Here is a 15900-nt window from a genome sequence, read left to right as displayed (position 1 = left end):
TTACCTCTTTAATTTATAAATTTTTGCCGCCCCATCAAGTATGACTGGCTCAAAAATTTTTGGATCGTACCTTTCAAGCACAAAAAGCTGTATATAAGTGCTATTTAAAATGCTCTCATCAAGGATGATAAACCTACCATAATCTCTCATAAAAATGACAGAAATATTTGAGCTTTCGTTATTTTTATACTCTTTGACATTTAGCTTGCCGGCCTCGTTATAATCAGTCTCTATGAAAGATTTAAGGGGCAAGATGTTGCCATCATAGATTAAATTTGTGACATCACTTGTGAGCGTAAAACCACCATTTAGTCTAATGCCACTTTCATTTTGAGAGATCGCTCTTGTGACGATAAAAAGACCGTTGTTTAAATTTTTACCACTTTTTAGATCGATCTTACTAAATTGCAAAATTGTCGGAAAAATACTAAGCATCCTATCTGGCAAGTAGTAGTAAATATCCCTTGTCTTTGCTGGCAGGCTAAAATTTGCCTCTTTTATATCGCTAAAAAACTGATCGATGCTTGCATTTCTCTCTTTTAAAATTTGAGCCAAATTACCATTAAATCGCTCTTTAAAATTTCTCTCAGTGTATTCTACATCAAGCCTTGCCATATTTGCCGAGCTCATCTCATCGCTTCCAAGCGCAAAACTCACGGCAAAATTTTCACGTCCAAGGTGCTTTCCGCCGTCAATGAGCGTCTTAACATCGCTGTAATATCTGATCGGATATCCATAGTCCCACCACGCAACCACGTAGTCCTCGCGTCCTGCGATACCTTTTAGCTTATTTAAAATTTCAACCTCTTTGTGCACAAAAACTGGCTCAGCCTTGTAACCATAGATATGAATGAGCGCTGGAGCGATGGCAAGTACGGTTATAAAGGCTCTCGCAAGATTTAGCACCGCTCCTTTTAGCTTTAAATTTGAAAGTATAAACTCCACCAAATAGCCAAAGCCAAGTGCCATGATAGGCACAGCATAAATGGTAAATCTAAGGCCGCTTTTAAAGGCTAAAAAGCCAAGAGCTAGCATGCCAAGCGAGACGGCAAATGAGCGGTTTTTAAAGCAAAATAGAGCAACGCCAGCAAGTGAGATCAAAAATGTGATGACATTTGCGCTGATCCTCTCGCAAAATAGCATAAAATCAACGATGCTTGACTCTTGGATGGTTTGATTGACATTAAAAAAGTGAAAGCTCATGCCTCCAACTTCAGGCGCATCTCTAAAGACGTAAAATTTAAGCTGAAAGATTATCGGATTTAGCCCACCACGGATGACAAAAATAACAAATATAACTGCCAAAATGCCAAGAGCAATTTTTAAATTTATCACCTCTTTTTTAAAAAGACAAAACGCATAAATAGCGATGACAACGATAAATTTAAGAGTTAGATCAAGGTTTGAGATAGCAAGTAAAAGCAGCGAAATTTCAAGATAAAAAAGTGGATTTTTCCTATCAAAAATAAGCGTATAAAGTAAAAATAGCCCAGTTAAAATGCTAATAAGCGAAAATGCGCTCGCATACCACCACATATAGATAAGCACGCTTAAAGGTGCGATTATTAGGCTCTTTGCGTCCTTTTTCTCAAGTACTCTAATAAGTCCCCAGACGACAAAGACGCTAAGTGGGATGATAAGCATGTCAGTGTCGTAGTATCCTGCCATAGTGCGGTTATAGTAGCTATTTGCGACCACTGCAAGAAGTGCGGCGATGAAGCCAGCAAATTTTAGCTTATACTCATTTGCGATTAAGATAACTGGCACAGCGACAAGCGATGAGAAAAATACGCTCATATAAATCATCGCCGTCTCAAGCTTGACGCCTAGAAATTTCACGATCCAGTAAGTAAGCGTCGAGAGCGGATAGCCGTAGTAGCTAAGGTCGTTTTCTTGGTGAAAGCCAGCCAGCATGTCCCTTGCGCCCTCGGCAAATGCATAGCCGTCGTTTGTGCTGATCATTAGCTCGTTGTTCCAGAAAAATACCGGATATTCACTCGCCCAAAAGACCCAGTAGAGCCTACAAACCATGCCAAAAAGGACTGCGACAAATATCATCAAGTATAAAGAGTAATTTTTAAAAAATAAATTTCTATTCATTAGGATTTTCCAAAAAATTTATAAGCTCACTCGCTATATTTTCACTATCAAAAAATTTAGCCCGATTATACGCAACCTTTTCAAAATTTTGCCTTATTTCAGGTGCATTAAGCACCTTTATCATCGCCTCTTTCATCGCATTTTCGTCATCAACAGGCACTAAGATGCCAAACTCGCTCTCGCCCAAAAGCTCCTTTGCACCGCTTTTATGCTCGGTTGAGATGATAGTTTTTTCGCACGCTAGCGCCTCTAAAAGGACATTTGAAAAGCCCTCAAAACGCGATGCACAAAGCAAGCAAGAGGCATTTTTTATGTGTCTAAATGGGTTTTTATCAGTGCCAAGAAGCTTTACTCGCTCGCTCACGCCAAGCTTGTCTATCAAATTTTGTAGCTCGTCCTTTAAAGGCCCTTTCCCTAAAATGCCAAGCGTTGCACGAGTGTCGTTTATGGAAGAGATTATTTTTATTAGCATGGCTTGATTTTTACCGCTATCAAGGCGGCCGATATTTATGAAAAATGGCCTAAAATCACTCTCAAGTGGCTCATCTTTTAGCAAATTTATAGTTTTTAGATCAAGGGCGTTATAAAGCACCTTTGTTTTTGCTTCGCTCATGCCAAAATTTCGCACCAGATCCTCTTTATTGCCAGCTGCATTTGCGAGGATGAGATCAGCTTTTTTATAAAGATGAGTGAGTAAAAATTTATTAACTCGCCCGCTTAGATCATCTTTATATAGTATAGACGGACAGCTTCGCTCACTGATAACTAGCCTTTTTTTAAAGCCCAAAATTCTAGCTATTGCAGCGATATAACAGGGGCGGTTCATCAGCACAAACTGCGTATCGATGCCTAAATTTTGGCAAAGTTTTTTATATTTAAAGGCAAGCATTGGCATCGTCAAAAAGAGCCTTGCAAGCTTCTTTAGCCCGCTCTCGTAAGGATCGCTATTTTCTATAAAGTGGATTTGCACCTCGCTTGGGATCTCGTAAGCGATGACCTTGCTCATTAAGATGAGGTGAACTTCATAACTTCTAACCAAAAATGGCAGTAAATTTGCCACATTTCGCTCAGCCCCACCAGGTCCCATCGAGTATAAAAAAACGGCTAATTTTTTCACTTGCTAGCAACCTTTTTTATAAATTCTCGCCACTGTTTGATGATGTTTTCTTTGCTAAATAAATTTGCACTTTCGCTGGCATTTTTTGCTAGTTTTTGCCTTAAATTTTCATCTTTTAAAAGCATCTCAAGCTTATCTTTTAGATCATCTGCGTCGCCGTTTTTAAAGATAAGCCCGTCTATGCCCTCTCTAATAAGCTCTCTTGCGCCCACGGTGTCGCTACTTAGCCTAGCGCAACCAAAGGCAGCTGATTCGATTAGCACATTTGAAAGCCCCTCGCTTCGTGAGCTAAGAGTAAAAATTTTTGCCTCACTATAAAGCTTTGTAACGTCATTCATGTGACCTAGAAATTTGACGTTAAGCCCTAAATTTGACGCCATTTGCTTCAGTTCGGCCTCTTGCCTGCCACTGCCTGCGATCTTTATCTCCCAGCCATCAAGCAAGCTCTTATCCACCTTGCTAAGCGCCTCAAAATAGATATCATAGCCCTTTACCGCCTCCAGCCTTGCCACGCTTAAGATGACGTTTTGCTTCTCGCAAATTTCAGGCACGTCGATAAAAAGTGGGTTGTGGATGACCTCGCGGTTTTTGGCAAATTTATAGTAGTCGTAGTCGCTTTTACTTAGCACGCTTAAGCCATCTACAAAGCGGTAGCTAATATCACGCATAGCGCTTGCGATTTTGCTTTTTAAGTAGCTGTGCTCGTGGTGCTCGGTTGCTATTAGTTTGCTCTTTAGCCCAGCATTTGCCAGCACGCAAGCGACGTTTGTCCAGTCGATAAAGCTCATTATCAGATCAGCCCTTTGCTCTTTAAAAAGCGCTCTAAGAGCTAGGATTTTTTTAAATTTTAAAGTAAGCCCTGAGCCAGTGACGTTAACATTTATGATCTTTACTTTTTCATTAAATTTATAAAGTCCAAGGTCCTCTTCAAGAAGAGCGATAGTGATCTCATTGTCTTTGCAAAGCTCGTTTGCAAGCACGTTTAGCACGCGCTCAGCTCCGCCATTTCTAAGCGCAGCTATGACAAAAAGAATTTTCACTTCACACCTCCAAGCTTTAAAAGCTCCAGCCATTTTTTATAAATTTGCTCCACGCTAAACTCATCAAGTCTAGCTCTTGCATTTTTGACAAATTCGCCCATTTTTGCCTCATTTTGGATCAAATTTGCAAGCTTTTCGCTCATCTGATCAGCGTTATTTATCTCGCAAAGCAAGCCATCAAAGCCATCTTTTATAAGCTCTTTTGCCCCGCTAGTTCTTGTTGCAACCCGCACGCAGTCATAGTTTATAGCCTCTATCAAGGTGTTTCCAAGACCCTCGAAATTTGAGCAAGAGAGCAGCACCTTTGCCCTTTTATAAAGCGAAGCGATGTCACTTACATTGCCTAAAAACTCTACCTCAGCGCCCAAGCTTTTGGCTAAATTTTCTAAATTTGCTCTCTCGCCGCCATCTCCAGCGACAGCAAATTTATAGCCGCTTTGCTTTAAGCTTGCAGCCACTCTTACAAACATTTCGCAGTTTTTTATCTTATTTAGCCTGCCAACAAAGATGACTAAATTTTCTTTATCAAAGCTCTCATTGCGCACCTCTTCAAAGAGTGGGTTGTAAATTTTCATCACATTTTTGCAAAATTTCGAGTAGTGGACAAGATCCTCGTCGCTTAAGACGCTAAGTGCATTTGCAAATGGGTAGCTTATGCGTCTTAGCACCTTAAAAATGACTCTTTTTGGCGCAAGATAGTTTGTGTGCTCACTTATGATTATAGGCGTTTTTAGTCCAGCCGAGCTAAAGAGAACCAAGGTATTTACGGCGTCTAAAAACGATATCACAGCGTCAAATTTGCCCTCTCTTATGAGCGCCCTTAAGGCAAGCACTTTTGAAACTCTCTTTTTTAAATTTCCAACAAAGCCAAGCTCATCAGCCCCAACGCCTAAATTTATGAGCTTCACGCCACTTGCTAGCTCGTAAAATGGCTCATCCTTGTCAAATTTAACAAGACTTACATCATGATCCATGCTAAACCTTGATGCGATCACCGCGCAAACTCGCTCCGCACCGCCACTTCTAAGCGTTGATGTGACAAATAATATCCTCATACGCCAAGCCTTTGCTTGATCTTTACTCTAAGCTTTGAAAGTGCCGGCAAAAGCCCGCTTGGGAGCGGACTAAGCAGCAAAAATATAAACGCTTCTTTACTAAATTTAATGCTAAGACTTTTAAAGATACACCTTAACATAAGGCCATATTCGCCTGCTATTTTGGCGTAGTAAGCGGCGTTTTTATACTGCATAGCTAGAAATTTTGGCTCATTTTTTATAGCAATGTCGTAGTGCAAATTTGCAGTTTTAATGTAAGCGTTTGCCACGTTTAACGCGTGTTTGCTAGCATTTAGCGTCGCACTATCGCTTCTTGCGATGCGGTAGATGTAAAGTGGCTTTTTAAGGTAGAAGACATTTTTTTCAAAAAAGCGGATATAAAGCTCATTTTCGCCACCAAAACTGCTCTCATCAAACCTAAAGCCGTCTATAAATTCACGTGAAAAAAGCTTAAAATACTCGCCATTTATCCGCCCACAGTGGTAATCAATCTTACTCATCGCCCCACTCTTGCTATATGGGCTTCTACCAGCCACGACCTCGGTCATCACGCCATCTTTTTCGCAGATCGCGTCTGCAAAAACACACGAATACTCGCCACTTTTTAAAATTTCATAGCACTGGGCAATCGCTTCTGGCAAAAGCTCGTCGTCATCATCTAGCAAGCAGACAAACTCGCCTGTTACGTTGTCAAAGCCGTTATTTTTATTGCCATTTGGGCTCTTTTTGTGAGCGCTGTTTTTTACAAACTTAATCCTTGCGTCGTTAAAACTCTTGCAAATTTCACTTGCACTCTCGTCATCGCCGTCGTCAGTTACAACTATCTCTAGGTTTTTATAGCTTTGAGCTAGAGCGCTTTTTATGGCCTTTTTTAAAAGCTCTGGACGCTTGTAAGTTGCGGTTACGATGCTGATTAATGGCTCGCTCATTTAGCCCCTTTTAAAAATTCTCTCATAGCCTTGAAGCTTTTCAAGTCGTGAGAAAAGTATAAATTTAAATGTCTTGATATAGGCCTTTAAATTTGCGCTGTATCCTCTCTCAAGGCGCTCGCCCTCGATGTTTGAGCCACTAAGATCAGTTGGATGCGAAAAGAGATCACAAAAATACATCTGCATCTCATTAACGCCAAGCAAATAGTCCCAAACATCGGTCGTGCAAAGCGCACGTTTATGAATTTCAAGCAAATTTTTAGCACTTTTTTTAGTTAGCACGTAAGCCCCTGCTCTATAAATGCTTGAAAATGAGTGCTTTGAAACCTGCCAAAGAGGCTTACTTAGGCTAGTATCCACCTTTTTGCCAAAGGCGCTAAACCTGCCCTCCAGCCCATCTTGCATGCCACATATGAGCACGCTATTTTCAGGCATCTTGCTAGCTGCTAAAAAGGCATCTTTTATGTCCTGATCACTCCCTATCACGTCATCTTCAAAGATGAGGGCAAATTTCGCCTCACTTGCCAAAAATGCCACGTAGGCCTTCACATGTGAGAGCGAACAGCCAACCTCTGCTGGGCTTAAAACCTTGCCGTAAGCTTTAAATGATGGCGAAATGATCTTGTAATACTCCCTTACATTTAGCTCCCTGCCGTCCACTGCGTCTATTAGCTTAAAGCTATCATAAGAGCTAAATTTCTGCTGCAAAAGCTCGCGCCTTTTGGTGTCTTTAGCCAAAGAGATCAGATAAATTTCATCCATTTAAGACCTTTTAAAAAGTACGAATTATTTAATTATGATGCTTTATAATTACTTAATACATTTTTAATTAATTTTAACTAGAATTTGCACCATAAATAAATTTCAAAAGGTTATTATGCCAAAAGATAGTCTTTTAAACAGTTTCAATGTTAAAAAAATAAATAATACTGTTACCAATGACACTCTTTCAGTTTCAACATTGATTTCTACTGCACCCAATTTTAAAAATAGAATTATCATAGATATAAGATCAAGACTTGCTTATTTGGCTGAGCATATTGCAAATTCTATAAATTTAACAACAAAAGATGAGATAATAAATTTTATCTCCAACAATCCGCATGAAGAGTATGTCCTTTGCTGCAATAGTTCAATAAGAGCCAGAAATTTGGTTAGTGATATAAACTTGCCAAATGTGAAATTTTATAATGGAAATTTATTGGATGCCAAAGAAGAAGGAGCGTGTTTCGTATGCAACGATGAAAGATTTAATAATATTTTAAAAGAAACTAGAAGTCAAATAACAAAAATTTACAAAAAATACAAACGAGCTTACATAATTGCATTCAGCGGAGGAAAAGACTCAACTTGTGTATTGCAACTTGTTTATGAAATGATGTTAAATTTACCAAAAGATGAGCTAAATCCAACGTATGCTATTCTTTCAGACACATTAGTTGAAGCACCAAATGTTGCCATCTACTTTAAAAATATTGTAAACTCCATAAATTCTGATGCCGCTAAAAGAGAAATTCCATTCAAAATTATTATAGCAAAACCATCAGATCAGGATGAATTTTGGGCCAACCTAATAGGCAAAGGTTATCCTAGTCCTACTAGAACATTTAGGTGGTGTACCGAGCGGCTAAAAATAAACCCTATGAAATCTATAGTAAAAGAAATAACCGACAAACACGGAAGTGCAATAATGCTACTCGGTGTAAGAAAAAGTGAAAGCATAAATAGAAAAATAAGTATAGAAAAAAGAATACTCAGCGAAGATGGATTTAGCAAACATGACGACTATGAAAACGTACTAATATACTCGCCTATTAAAGAATGGTTAACAGAAGATGTTTGGAGCTACTTAACAATACAAAATCCTCCACCATGGGACGTAAGCCATAATTTTCTTTTTGATCTTTACACGCAAGCAAGTGGTGATGAATGTCAATTTATAATAGACAAAAAACAAAGTAGTTGTGGGGGAAGCCGCTTTGGATGTTGGGTATGCACTCTAGTAAACGAGGATAAATCCATGCAAGGTTTTATAAAAAGCGGAGAAGAAAAACTCAGACCACTAAATGAGTTTAGAAATTTTATAAAACAAGCCAGAGAAGATGACTCAATGAGAAGCGATTTTAAAAAAGATGGTAGTTTTAGGCGTGGTCCATTTACAAGCAATGCCAGAAAAGTGATACTAAAAAAACTTTTAGAGTGTGAATCAAAATTTGGGGGTGAACTTATAAGTGATGCACAGTTAAAACTTATATCAGATATCTGGAAAAAAGAATTTGATAGTGAAAATTCGTGTATAAAAATAGCAAAGGAGTTTAATAGGATGCAAAACGAAGATACACAAGAGATTTACCTAGATGATCTAGATTTACTAGATGAAACAAAAAATGGTGGCATTGTAGCAAAACGTATAATTGCTGAAGTTATAAGCAAGCCAGGAATAAAAGATAGAGAAATCTATAACATAATATTCAAAAATATAACCGATGAAACAGCAAAATTAAAGGATAAAAATGATTTTCTATAAGCGTATAACAATCTGTAACCTTTTCGCATACAATGATATACAAAGCATAAATTTTAATCAAATGAACAATAAAAATATCTACTTGCTTTTTGGTAAAAATGGCTTTGGCAAAACTAGTTTTATACGTAGTATAAAGTTACTTTTTGCAGGCAGCGGAATACTAAGCGATAGCAAAAATGTACCAGATATAGTTTTGAATTTTATAAACAACAAAAGCCCAGGAAGATTTTCTCCAGAAGTTTTGCTTTTAGGACAAAATGCTGAAAATGGCTGGCAAGGAGTATTTAATAAAACTGCCATAAAAAATAATGAAAACAATTTTTTTGTTGAGCTTATATTAAATGAAGATGGAAATGAAATAGTAATAAGGCGCGAATGGAACAGATATCCAAGCATTAGTGAAAAACTAATATTTATAAAAAACGGCGAACAACTCACTGATAATCTGGCAAAAGATGAATGCGAGCAAATTTTACCTTTAAATTTTTTGCAGTTTTTTGTTTTTGACGGTGAAGAGATAGAGGCTATGGCTGATGAGATTAGCACACAACTAAAAGACAAAATTCAAAGTATGTTAAATATATCAGTACTTGACAAGCTAAACAGCGAAATAAGTAGTATTGAGAAAGATTTTATAAAACGAAGCAATCTCGCAAGCGAAAATAAAGCACAGCTTATGAGGTTTGAAGGTGAATTAGGTAGCAAAAAAGAAGAACTTGAAAACACAATTAATAACATAAAATTTAATGAAGATGAGATAAAAGAAAAAATTCAAATTTTGACATCTAAAAAAATGAGCGAGATGCAAAAATAAAAAATAATTCAAAAGAGAGTGAAAGCTTGCAAAATGCTAAAAATCAAGCACTAAATGACCTTGAAACTGCTAAAAAACATATAGTTGATTTTGGCGGAGAGATTTTGTTTTTAGGAATTAATAAAACAATCAGTGAAGCTCTTATGCAACTTAGCAAAAATATAGATACAAGCAGCTTTAATGCTGAAGAAATGACAAAATTAGCAAAATTTAGCACAGAATTTCTAATGCAAAAAATAAAATTTGATGGTGACAGCATAGACCTAAACAATGCCTTAAGAGACGCTTTTTTGGAATTTATAAGAAAAGGTGGTGATAATAAATTTAAAGGGCTAAACAAAACTGCTTTAAATGCTATTTATGTTAATGCAAACGAAAATAGCGATAGACTTCTTAAGGCCATAAGTAATGCAAAAAATGCCAAAAACAGTATTTTTACAATTTCATCCAAACTCGATAATTTCATAAGCGATAGTGCTATAGAAAACGAAATAAAAAAACTAGATGAAGAAATAGAATTACTTGAAAATGAAAAAATAAAAGTTGGAGATGAGCTAAAAAATAATCAAACAAAAAAGACAACTTTTGAAAATGAAATATATGAACTTGAAAGAGAAATAATGCGGCTAAAAGATGAAGCTGGTCGCGACAAACGCATAAAAAATCAGCTTGACCTTTTAAAACAAATAAAAGAACAAATAAATATTTACAAACAAGGACGTATAGAGCGTACCACCAAACGTCTAAAAAAAGAAATTTACGAAAACTATAAACGTTTACTTCCAAACGATAATGTAGGTAGTGTAGATATACAAAATTTTGTAGTTAAATTAATCAATAAAGATGGTGAAGCTATTGCGGTAAAAAGTCAAAGTGCAGGACAAAAACAAATAGCTGCTATTAGTATATTTTGGGCGCTTTCAAAACTAAGCAACAGGCGACTGCCTCTTATTATCGACACTCCACTTGCCAGACTTGATTCAGAGAACCGTAAAAATGTTATACAAAATTACTATCAAAATTCATCAAATCAAGTTATAGTACTACCAACTGACACTGAATTTACCAAAAATGAAATTGAATATGCAGGTGATAAAATTGCTGGAATTTATGAAATTATAAATGACGAAACTAAACGAGATCATGCAAAAATTATAAAAAAGGATAGCCAATGCTAGGTAAAATATATACAAAAGCAGGAGAAGAAATTTTTATACAAAATATTATTAAAAATGCTCTAGCAATAGATAGCTTACCAAAATATGTAATATTAAGACTTGCCATAAATAAAACATTTCGCCTAGAGTATAAAAGATTAGATAATCCGAGCTATGCCAACACTATACCATACGATGGAAGTGCAAAAGGCGGAGAATATAATATGGAACAAGTTACTGGCGATGGCAAAAACAAAGACTACACAGATCTACTGCGCTTAGCTTTTATATGTAGACACAAGGATGAGGGGCTTGATTTTAGTGACGATAGTGTTTTTACAAGCACAGTTGATAAATATATACATCGTGGACTTTTTGAGCTAAATAATATATATAAAACAAAAGATGATTTTTATCAATTTTTATTAGACGAATTCAAAGAGACATCTTTGGTTGACCAAAATACCTTTACTGCAAGCCAAAGTATCTCCAAGGATATAAATGAAATTAATTTCATCCAATATATAAAACAGAATAATATTAAAGCACAAATTTTAACCCACATAGATGCATTACGTCATGATGTGATAAAGCTAAAATGCGACGATATGAAAACTTATGAAAATATCAAAAAAGAAGCCGATGATTATAAAATAAAATTTGGTCTTATTGGTGATGCAAATGCTGTTTATGCTGGAGAACAAATGTGTCTTAATGTCTATTTTCCAAAACCAGAAAGCAAATGGAAAAATTTTGGACTAGATGAATTTTTAAAAGACATAAAAGAGTGTGATAGAAAATTTTGGCTTGGGGTCTATTGTGGAAGAGATATATTGTCAAAGCCATTTTTTCTTGATATCTCGCAACATCTACTGGTAGCTGGTACTAGCGGAAGTGGAAAATCTGTATTACTTCACACCATTATAACTTCACTTGGTTTGATTAATAAAAATATAGAATTTATACTTATAGATCCCAAAAATGGTGCCGAATTTGGAATTTATGATAATAGTAAAAATTTAAGTCCACTTTGCAATAATAAGGTTATAAAAGATATAAACGAAGTAAAAAATATAACTCAAATAATTATAGACGAGATGCAATATCGATATGATTTTTTTGCCAAACAAGGTGTATCTAAGAATTCTGAACTCAAAGAACCGCTTAGTAAAATAGTAATTGTATTCGATGAGGTTGCTGATGCCTTTTTGCAAATAAAGGAATTGCAAGATGATATAGTCAGAATAGCACAAAAAGCACGGGCAGCAGATATACATCTAATCATTGCAACTCAAACTCCAAATGCAAATATATTAAAGCAAGAACTTAGAGCAAATATAGATACAAGGATTGCGCTAAAAACTCAAAACTCAAAAGGTTCAACAATTATTATTGATGAAACAGGAGCTGAAAATTTACTAGGAAAAGGAGATATGCTCGTAAAAATAGGATCTGACATAAATCGAATATTTTCACCATATCTTGATAGTAGTGATATAAAAACTATCTTATCTTAAATTTATTTTTAAACACAGTGATAGCACCTTTTTTCTGCGTGCTATCAAATAAAAACATAAAACCAAAAATATATCCTAAAATCAAAAATAAAATAGCAGTAAAAATAAATTCATCCCAGCTTTTCACATCAAAAAATAAATAGCTTTTTAATAAAAATAATAAGACAAGCATTATTATAAAAACGGCTAAATTTTTAAAATAAACCCCGTAAAATGTGGTGAGTTTCACCTCTAAATTTAAGGCAGCGTTTATGAGGTCAAAGCCAAGAATTCTTATGCTATAAAAAATGGCTGCAACAATGACAATGCCATAAACGCCGTAGTCACTAAATTTAAGCAGGGCGATCTGTGCTATGATCGTGCTAACACCAAGGATAGTGTTGGCAATGGCTGGTCGACGAAGCTTGTTTGTCGCGCTATCAAGGTTAAAAAGTGAAAAAACAAAGCTTATAAATACGATAGGCACAAGCGTGATCATCGAGACGTTGTAGATAAATTTGACCTCATCTGCGCTTTTAAAAGGTAGCCAAAGCGTGTAAAAATTAAGCCCAAAAACGACGAAAAATGCAGCTGGAGCGCTCATCACAAAGGCGATCACCTTCATCGAAAATTTAGCCTCTTTTATTAGGTCCGTGATCAAATTTTTAGAGTAAAGCTCGACAAATTTTGGCGCAAAGATACCGCTAAGCTGCGCCACAAAGCTCTCAAGTATGATAGGAGCGGCCTTGGCAACAGAAAGAAGACCAGTGGCGTTTGCATTGACAAAAATGTTGCAAATAAATAGATCCATGCCCGTTAAAAGTATGCGATTTAGCGCATTAAAGCTATTCCAAATGCCAGAGTTTAAAAGTTCTTTTATCTTAGAAAAGTCAAATTTACTAAGGCTAAATTTTAGCTCCGGCGTGATGCGAGCTGACATAAAAATGGTGCTAAAAAAGACAAAAAGGCTAGCAACTAGCGCTGAAATGGCGATGTATGAGATAAATGGCTTAAAAAAGAAAAAGAGCGCCACGATGAGAGCTGCTAGGATCGCGCTTGAGATGGCGTTTCTGATGGAGAGTAGGTAGAGCTTGTTTGTCACAAAAGCACAAACCGTCAAAACGCCGTTAAATAGCCCAACACAGAAATTTATAAAGTAAAAAAGAAGGGTCATTCTCACGTCAAATAGTAAATTTTCAGGGACATTTAAAAAGCTTTGCAAATTTAGTATAAAAATGGAGCTTAGCACCACTACAACAGCGCAAAAGAAGATATTTACAACAAGCACCGATGAATAATAGGTGTTTGCAAGGCTTAGATCCTTTTTGTGCCACGCATGAGCAACAAAACGCCCACTGACCGAGTTGATCGCCACGCTCACGACCGCTGCGTAGCTTACGATGGCGTTGCTAAGGCCCACAAAGCCAAAAGCCTCGTTGCCAAGGCTTTTTAAGATAAATGGCGTAAGAAAGAAATTTATGCCCATTGATACGACAAAAACGACGATCGAGCTTATTAGATTGATTAGCATTAGATTTTCAACCTATAAATTTTTACACCATTTGAAATAACAAATGGCTCAAAGTACCGCTCATCAGCTCGCTCAAATATAAAAAGCTGCACAAAAGATGAGTTAAAAGCATTTTCATCAAGCAATAATATCCGCGCATAGTCTTCCAAAAAAACCACATAAATTTTGGCGTTTTCATCTATGATTTTTTCATCTATTCGCAAATCTCTTCCAGCACCTTTTACCTTATAAAATGATTTTACGGCTATTTTCTCACCGTTATGTATGATAAATTTTTGCTCATTTGTAGGCAAAGCATAGCCATCTCCAAGGTCGATACCAGCTTCACTAATGCCATTTAATGCACTAACATGATAAAAATCCTCTTTTTGCTTTTTACCAGTTGTAATGTCGATATAGCTATACCTAAAGATATTTGGCGCGATGTCAATCATATTTGGCACAAGATAGTAAAAAACCTCTTTTTTTGCAGCTGGCAGAGTGAAATTTTTGCTTTCAAGCTGACTCAAAAAAGTATTTATATCGCTTGTGTTGTAGTCTTTTAAAATTTTATCTATTGGCCTTATATTTTGCTCAAGCGAGATGTCATTATACGTAACTGCCACTCTTGCAAGTCTAGCCGAAAATGCCTCATCTTTTCTCAAAGCAAGGCTAACAAAATAATTATTTTCGCTACCTTGTCTGCCAGGATCATTTAAAGTCATAACATCAGCAAAATACCTTATAGCATACCCGTAATCCCACCATGAAAATACATAATTATCGCGCTTTGTGACCTTTTTGAGCCCATCAAGCGCTACTGCTTCATCACGGCTAATTACAGTCTTTGGCCTATATGAATAAGCAAAATCTAAATTTATAGCAAGAGCAGCTACGGCAAAAACTAAAAATGATAAATTTTTAATAGATTTTCTAAGATCAAATAAATTTAAAAAAAAATGCAAAAAATACCCAAAACCAAGCGCAACAAGTGGTGTTACGTACATAACAAATCTAACTCCACCAAAGAAAGAGAGGAGTCCAAGTCCAAGCATTGGCAATGTAAGCAAGAATGGACGAAATTTAAAGCAAAGTAGCAAGTATCCAATAATAGCTGCCAGCAATATAAGAATATTTCCTGACATGAAATATATAAAATACAAAGGACTGGCACTTTTTACTTCGCTGATGTAATTATACTCATTTATAAAGTGAAATTTATCGCTAAGAATTTCATTGCCTTTAAAAACATAAATACCCATTTTTGAAGTAATGAAATCAAAACCACCAAAATAGATAAAAATAGCTAGCATCAAAGTAAGAAAAATGGCTAAATTTCTAGCTGAGAGTAAATTTTTATATTTGCAAAAAAGAGAGAAAAATAAAGCAATAACTGCTAAATTTAAAACCAAAATTTTATTTGCTATTAGTGGATCTTTAGTAAAAACATTTGAGCTTACGATGCTTATAAACATAAAAAATATCGCTTGATAATTTTGCAATCTATCTCGCATAAAAACTAGCGTATATAGTAAAAACATAAAGAAAATGCTTAAAATAAGTGCATATGAGCTTTGATACCACCAAAGATAAAGCGATACAAAGACTCCAGGCAAAACGATAAATTTTTGTTCATTTGTGTTTAAGAGCCTGATCAAAAAATAGATAATAAAAAGCGCAAATGTGACATTTAACATGTCACTATCAAAATATCCAGGCAATGTCCTTGAAAGATAGCTTGGCAAGACAACGCTCATAAATGCAGCCACAGCCCCAGCTTTTAGCGCCTTAAGCTCATTTGATATCAAAACAACTGGAAGTGCGATAAGAGGAGCTAAAAAGATGCTCATATAAAACATCACGCTTTCGATCTTAAAAGGTAAAATTTTGCAAATATAAAAAACTATAGTTGAGATTGGGTGATTAAAGGGGCTAAAGTCATTTTGCTGATGAAAGCCAGCTAGCATATCTCTAGCACCCTCTGCGTAATAATATGCGTCATTTGTTGTAAGCATAAACTCGCCATTAAAGTAAAACTCTGGCATCTCCTTTGCCCACAATACCCAAAGCATCCTAGCCGCAAATCCAAACAGATAAGCGACTAGAAATATAAGTAAAATTTTACAATTTACGCTTACTTTGTGCACTAAATTCC

The 15900-nt window shown here is 36.0% G+C and carries 12 protein-coding genes; 4 read left to right on the top strand and 8 right to left on the bottom strand.

What is annotated here, in order from left to right; all coding sequences use genetic code 11:
- Genes CVT05_RS01235 through CVT05_RS01210 form a run of 6 tightly spaced genes read right to left on the bottom strand, consistent with a single transcriptional unit; the run spans position 1 to position 7003 of the window.
- Positions 1-2100 carry an STT3 domain-containing protein gene (locus CVT05_RS01235; protein ID WP_107697542.1) on the bottom strand — a complete coding sequence of 700 codons (2100 nt, stop codon included), beginning with the start codon at positions 2098-2100 and terminating at the stop codon, positions 1-3.
- A complete protein-coding gene (locus tag CVT05_RS01230; RefSeq protein WP_107697541.1) occupies positions 2093-3217 on the bottom strand; it encodes a glycosyltransferase in 1125 nt (374 codons plus the stop codon). The genes CVT05_RS01235 and CVT05_RS01230 overlap by 8 nt, the downstream gene beginning before the upstream one ends.
- Positions 3214-4257, bottom strand: coding sequence for a glycosyltransferase (locus tag CVT05_RS01225; RefSeq protein WP_107697540.1), 1044 nt, complete (start codon positions 4255-4257; stop codon positions 3214-3216). The genes CVT05_RS01230 and CVT05_RS01225 overlap by 4 nt, the downstream gene beginning before the upstream one ends.
- Positions 4254-5312: a glycosyltransferase gene (locus CVT05_RS01220; protein WP_107697539.1), complete on the bottom strand. Its 1059-nt coding sequence runs from the start codon at positions 5310-5312 to the stop codon at positions 4254-4256. Before CVT05_RS01220 ends, CVT05_RS01225 begins: the two co-directional genes overlap by 4 nt.
- Positions 5309-6241 carry a glycosyltransferase family 2 protein gene (locus CVT05_RS01215; protein ID WP_107697538.1) on the bottom strand — a complete coding sequence of 311 codons (933 nt, stop codon included), beginning with the start codon at positions 6239-6241 and terminating at the stop codon, positions 5309-5311. Before CVT05_RS01215 ends, CVT05_RS01220 begins: the two co-directional genes overlap by 4 nt.
- On the bottom strand, positions 6242-7003 hold the full coding sequence (locus CVT05_RS01210; RefSeq protein ID WP_107697537.1) for a glycosyltransferase family 25 protein: 762 nt from the start codon (positions 7001-7003) through the stop codon (positions 6242-6244).
- 115 nt (positions 7004-7118) lie between these two features.
- Here CVT05_RS01210 and dndC point away from each other — a divergent pair, with 115 nt between their 5' ends.
- Genes dndC through CVT05_RS01190 form a run of 4 tightly spaced genes read left to right on the top strand, consistent with a single transcriptional unit; the run spans position 7119 to position 12256 of the window.
- A complete protein-coding gene (gene dndC, locus CVT05_RS01205; protein ID WP_107697536.1) occupies positions 7119-8768 on the top strand; it encodes a DNA phosphorothioation system sulfurtransferase DndC in 1650 nt (549 codons plus the stop codon).
- The gene (locus tag CVT05_RS01200; RefSeq protein ID WP_107697535.1) at positions 8755-9582 is read left to right on the top strand and encodes an AAA family ATPase; all 828 of its coding nucleotides are present in this window, start codon (positions 8755-8757) and stop codon (positions 9580-9582) included. The genes dndC and CVT05_RS01200 overlap by 14 nt, the downstream gene beginning before the upstream one ends.
- Positions 9583-9608: 26 nt before the next feature.
- Positions 9609-10760 (top strand): hypothetical protein, encoded by a 1152-nt coding sequence (locus CVT05_RS01195; protein ID WP_107697534.1) that lies wholly within the window; start codon positions 9609-9611, stop codon positions 10758-10760.
- A complete protein-coding gene (locus CVT05_RS01190) occupies positions 10754-12256 on the top strand; it encodes an FtsK/SpoIIIE domain-containing protein (protein WP_107697533.1) in 1503 nt (500 codons plus the stop codon). The genes CVT05_RS01195 and CVT05_RS01190 overlap by 7 nt, the downstream gene beginning before the upstream one ends.
- Here CVT05_RS01190 and CVT05_RS01185 read toward each other — a convergent pair.
- Both CVT05_RS01185 and CVT05_RS01180 read right to left on the bottom strand, forming a co-directional pair.
- Entirely contained in the window at positions 12243-13766 is a 1524-nt protein-coding gene (locus CVT05_RS01185; protein ID WP_107697532.1) for an MATE family efflux transporter, read from the bottom strand. The genes CVT05_RS01190 and CVT05_RS01185 overlap by 14 nt on opposite strands.
- Positions 13766-15892, bottom strand: a complete 2127-nt coding sequence (locus tag CVT05_RS01180; protein WP_107697531.1) for an STT3 domain-containing protein — start codon at positions 15890-15892, stop codon at positions 13766-13768. The genes CVT05_RS01185 and CVT05_RS01180 overlap by 1 nt, the downstream gene beginning before the upstream one ends.
- Between the last annotated feature and the right edge of the window lie 8 nt (positions 15893-15900).

Origin of the sequence: Campylobacter concisus, assembly GCF_003049705.1 — a bacterium.
Classification (GTDB): Bacteria; Campylobacterota; Campylobacteria; order Campylobacterales; family Campylobacteraceae; genus Campylobacter_A; species Campylobacter_A concisus_AR.
Note: the sequence above shows the minus strand (reverse complement) of the source record. Positions and strands in the feature narration are given on the sequence as shown.